Source organism: Psychrobacter sp. Sarcosine-3u-12 (assembly GCF_002836005.1).
Classification (GTDB): domain Bacteria; phylum Pseudomonadota; class Gammaproteobacteria; order Pseudomonadales; family Moraxellaceae; genus Psychrobacter; species Psychrobacter okhotskensis.
In genome coordinates this window covers 1-4,931 of record NZ_PJBY01000016.1, presented here as the reverse complement: position 1 = coordinate 4,931, position 4,931 = coordinate 1, and the positions used below count along the sequence as shown (strand labels likewise).

The window sequence follows — 4,931 nt, the reverse complement described above, 5'->3', positions numbered from 1 at the left end:
TTACGGCGCTGATACCCTTGAGATGGCAGAGGCCAATCTTGAGCACTTTGATGAGACTTGGGGCACAGAGTACCCGCATGTGGTCAAGTCTTGGCGCAATAACTGGGAGGGCTTAACGGTGTTCTTTGAGTATCCTAAAGACATCAGAAAAGTGATTTATACCACCAATGCTATTGAGTCATTGAACAGCGTGATTCGAACAGCGGTGAATAAGCGTAAGGTGTTCCCCTCTGATCAGGCAGCATTCAAAGTGGTGTACTTAGCCACCCAGCAGGCGTCTAAAAAGTGGTCTATGCCCATTCGTAACTGGACGTCTGCTTTAAATCGCTTTATGATAATGTTTGATGATCGTATTAGTAAGCATTTAATCTAAATGGCAGTTACACAGAATCTGGGATGGTCTCACTTGCTTAACCTTTGTCAGTCAACAATTTAACGCCCAGTCCCATAAATACGACACCGCTGATTTTGTTCAAGACAGACTCAATGGCAGGGTTTTTTCTTAGGTTTTTGCTGAACTTTGACGCCAATAATGTCAAACACGAGCACCATATCAAACCCGTGGTGGCAAAGGTCAGCCCCAATACCAAAAATGACAACATGCTATGAGCATAACTGGGGTCGATAAACTGAGGAAAGAAAGCGACAAAAAACAAAGCCACTTTGGGGTTAAAGGTATTGGTGAGCACCCCTTGTTTGTATATCTGCCAATAATTGAAAGGCTTCATAGTTGCAATGTTTTTGTGGTCTTGCACGTTATTCGTTATCAAAGGTGCTTGTTTACTTGTTAGCATCTTAAAGCCTAAATAACACAAGTAGCTGGCACCAATATATTTGACGATCATAAATGCTATTGGGGAATTGGCCAATAATACTGATAGACCTAGCGCCGCTAATAAAGTATGAATCAACGCACCGGAAGTCACGCCTAGTACTGAATAAAACCCAGCTTTTTGCCCTTGTGAGACACTACGAGTAATGATGTACATGGTATCCGAGCCTGGTGTGATATTTAATAAAATGGCGGCAGCGATAAATCCTAGATAATTTTCAATACCAAACACAACAAGCACCTCCCTTTGATGGCTCTAGATATCCCTATGTTATAGAGTGTTTATATATTTTATAAGTTTTTTATAGGGTAGATAGTAGTGAGCATTGTAAGAGTTGGCAATAGAGTAAATCACCCAATGAGTACCCATATTAAAAATCATAAGGTAGGTTGTGCTCTCAGCCTTCATAAAAATTGATAAAACATAAATTTCTTATGTAAATCGCCCATACAGTAATATAAATTCTGATAATATGTCTAAACTAAATAAGACATTTGTTTGCTATAGGAATTTGAAATGACCCGACTAACTGGTACTCTTGCTTTATCTATTTTTGCGGTGATTATTGGAATGAATGCGGCGCACGCCGAGAGAGTCTGTAAAGTAACGGACCCGACTGGTACTCCGTTAAATATTCGCGACCAACCTAATGGTAAGGTCATTAATAAACTACGTAATGAGCGCGAAGTTTATATCACCGAAACGACTTACGATAATAGAAGCCGTCCGTGGGTATATTTGGAAGGATATTATAAGGGAGAATACAGACACTGGGGCTGGGCGATTAGAGAATTCGTTTCTTGCTACGATCGTTAGTAGGGTGATTTGTCAGTTTTGGATGAGAATAGATAGCCAAATTTGCTAAGCCTAAGTGTCTTAGGCAATAAATTAGTGGCTATTAGAATTTTGGTACAGTGTTGATTTATAAGAAACCAGCCTAAAAAATACGAGATATTTTTTAGGCTGGCTTTTTTCAGCTTTCGTAAGTTTAATGAGCAAAAACACCGCTCGCTCATCACGCTTTAATCATACACGATATCCGCAAAATCACCCTCGCTCAAGCCCAATGAGATCGAGCAATGCTCATCCAGACGACATTCATCCTATGCGCTCACTAAAACGCCATAAATCGTACCTATCCGTTTGTATAAACCCCGCAAAAATACATAAAAACAGCATCTCTAAAGCCATTAAAACGGTATCATCACGATATTTTATGACTTAACCAACCCAGCAAACACTGCTGGATAAATAGCCTGCCAAATTGAGTGAACCATGACCAGACGCGACCTTATTACCTTCTTTGCGCTTTCCTTTATGTGGTCGCTCTCATTTATATTTTATCGGGTGGGTGTCCCTGAGTTTGGCTCGTTGGCATTTGCCAGCCTGCGCGTGGTATTTGCTGGACTGACCATGCTTATTTTTATATTAATGAGTGCGAAAAACCGCAAAGGTATCAAAGAAAGCTACAAAGTGCTAACCATCGTTGGGCTGTTCTCGGCTGCCATTCCATTCGTGTTATTTTCCTTTTCAGCGCAGACGGTGAACGCTGGTGTATTGGCGGTGCTTAATGCCTCTGTACCAATGATGAGCGGCTTTATCGCCAGTATGTTCTTTAAAGAAAGACTGACCAAGCGGCAAACGCTAGGATTGGTCATTGGTCTGGTTGGGGTGATTATCCTCATGAGTGGGAACTTATTTGGTGAGCAGGGGCAGGGCTTGGGGACGGATTTAGGCTCAGCGTTGCTACCGATGGGTTATGCGCTATTTGCCAGTGTTGGTTATGCGATAGGGGCAAATATCACCAGAAATTATTTACAGGATATCTCCCCGATTGCGATTACGGCAGGCTCCCTCATTATCGCTAGTGTGGTGATGACGCCGATTGCCGTCTACAAATTCCCTTATGGCACAAGTATCAGCCTGCAAGCTTGGGTATCGGTGATCTGTATCGGGGTATTTTCGACCGCCATTGCCCTCATCTTTATGAACCAGTTGATCAAAAATATCGGCCCGATGCGCGCGACCAGTATTACGCTGGTTATCCCTATTTTTGCGATATTTTTTGGTTATATCTTGCTTGGCGAAGCACTGGATATCGGCGCGATCATTGGCTCAGTCGTGATCTTGTTTGGCACTTATTTATCATTAAACTTGTCATTAAAAGGCTTGGTCAAGTCGTAAACTGCTTTATCGGACAGGCTAAAGGTTTGTCCGATAAACGCTCAAGCGATGAATGGTATAGTCGGTTCAATATAATTTGGATACAAGGAAGACGAGTGAAAGTACTGCAAATAGTAGGCTAAGCGAGACTGACACCGTATCTGAGTTATATAGGATTGACTATATTTGAAGTAAGTTGCAACAAGCCATTATAAAAACGACAGACGTAAAAAAGCCCAGTCGCCGTATGATGACTGGGCTTTTTTATTGTTCGCTTATTAGTCTTACCTGATGCTTAAAGGTACTAAGCAAAAGTGCTAATAAGTGACGCCGTATAGTGGCGTCCCCAGGGGGATTCGAACCCCCGTTACCGCCGTGAAAGGGCGGTGTCCTAGGCCTCTAGACGATGGGGACGCATAGAGTGTCATAACCAAATGGCTACAACGGTACTTCACAATATCAGAGAGCTTATCTATTAATAGAGCAAGCCTTGCCTAGGTGCTGATATCGTCCTACTAGCGAGTATTCATTCTAAAGTTTCAGTAAACTGAGCTTTGTCGTAAATAGTATGGTGGAGCTAAACGGAGTCGAACCGTTGACCCCTTGCATGCCATGCAAGTGCTCTACCAACTGAGCTATAGCCCCTCGCTAAGAGTGTGCGTATTTTATGCAAGACCAGCAGTCCTGTCAACCACTATTTTAAAAATAATTCATAAATATGCAAAAAAAAGCGAATTTTACGGTCAATAAGGAATTTCGAGGTAAGTATCTTTTAAAAATTATTTTTTTTGGGCTAAATAGTTGTATGAGTAAAAGTTTAGCTGTAGTCTGATGTATGCCCTCTGGGAAGATTATTAGATTGCGTATCGCAATCTGTTTTGAGAATGTAAGGTCTTATGTCTGATTACGCCTACGGTAATCTGATACTGCTATAGGTATCTAAAATATTGTACGGTGACCATATGAGTTCCCAGAGGGTTACTATTGTAATATTAAACCTATGAATAAACTATCTAATTTAAGAAGCTGTAGTGACAGAAAAGGTCTAGCTTCATTATTAGGCTTTTCTGAAAAGCAACTAACAAACATACTGTACTCATCTAATATTAATGAGAAATATTACAAGTTTTCAATACCTAAAAAAAGCGGTGGTGACAGACGTATTTTGGCGCCGCATGCCAGTTTAAAGCTATTACAGTCGAATATGGCTATATTATTAAGTCAGTGTCATGACGAAATCGAAAATGAAAGAGTAACTAAAACTGCGCAACAATCATCCATTCTAAGCTTCTCCTCCCATGGCTTCAGAAAAGCCCTCAAAACTGACAATTCATTAGAGCCATTTAGCTTCAATATATATAGTAATGCCAAAAAACATATAAATAAGAAATATGTTTTGAACATTGATATAGTTGATTTTTTTGAAAGCATAACCTTTTCCAGAATCGTTGGTTATTTCCATAAGAATCGACATTTCCTGTTAGATATTGATGTCGCTATACTTATTGCTCAAATAGCTACCTACAGACCTTCAATAAGTGTAGAAGGTTACCTACCACAAGGAAGCCCTTTATCTCCTATAATTAGTAACCTTATAGGTAGTATTCTTGATGCCAGAATTCTGAGACTATCACAGAGATATAAACTTGATTACTCGAGATATGCTGACGACATTACTCTTTCAACCAATATGAAGAGTTTTCCTACAGAAATAGCTTATTTGAAGAATGATGAGTGGGTAGTTGGCTCCAAACTAAAAAAAGCTATAGAAGGGTCAAGATTTACTGTAAACAAGAAAAAAACAAGACTTTATACTAGGAATAAGAGACAAGAAGTAACTTCTTTGACAGTAAACAAAAAAGTGAATATTAGTAAAAAATATTATAGATATACAAGATCCATGGTTAACGAATACTGTAAAACAGGAAGTTACTC

5 protein-coding genes and 2 tRNA genes are annotated in these 4,931 nt (G+C 40.0%); 4 read left to right on the top strand and 3 right to left on the bottom strand.

Going from position 1 to position 4,931, the window contains the following annotated elements:
* Positions 1–373, top strand: a 373-nt coding sequence (locus CXF65_RS00820) for a transposase (protein WP_198551930.1), incomplete at its 5' end; no start/stop codon positions are given.
* A 37-nt stretch (positions 374–410) separates the two neighbouring features.
* Here CXF65_RS00820 and CXF65_RS00815 read toward each other — a convergent pair.
* Positions 411–1,064, bottom strand: a complete 654-nt coding sequence (locus CXF65_RS00815; RefSeq protein WP_101210708.1) for a LysE family translocator — start codon at positions 1,062–1,064, stop codon at positions 411–413.
* A gap of 285 nt (positions 1,065–1,349) precedes the next feature.
* On the opposite strand from CXF65_RS00815, the gene CXF65_RS00810 reads away from it, so the two are divergent.
* Both CXF65_RS00810 and CXF65_RS00805 read left to right on the top strand, forming a co-directional pair.
* A complete protein-coding gene (locus tag CXF65_RS00810; RefSeq protein ID WP_101210707.1) occupies positions 1,350–1,649 on the top strand; it encodes a peptide-binding protein in 300 nt (99 codons plus the stop codon).
* A gap of 459 nt (positions 1,650–2,108) precedes the next feature.
* Positions 2,109–3,017 (top strand): DMT family transporter, encoded by a 909-nt coding sequence (locus CXF65_RS00805; RefSeq protein WP_025653220.1) that lies wholly within the window; start codon positions 2,109–2,111, stop codon positions 3,015–3,017.
* 317 nt (positions 3,018–3,334) lie between these two features.
* On the opposite strand, the gene CXF65_RS00800 is transcribed toward CXF65_RS00805, so the two are convergent.
* Positions 3,335–3,410: transfer RNA gene (locus CXF65_RS00800), tRNA-Glu, on the bottom strand.
* Positions 3,411–3,565: 155 nt separating this feature from the next.
* Positions 3,566–3,641 (bottom strand) — tRNA-Ala (locus CXF65_RS00795).
* Between the two features lie 355 nt (positions 3,642–3,996).
* On the opposite strand from CXF65_RS00795, the gene CXF65_RS00790 reads away from it, so the two are divergent.
* Positions 3,997–4,931: reverse transcriptase domain-containing protein (locus CXF65_RS00790; protein WP_198551929.1), on the top strand; the 935-nt coding region annotated here is incomplete at its 3' end.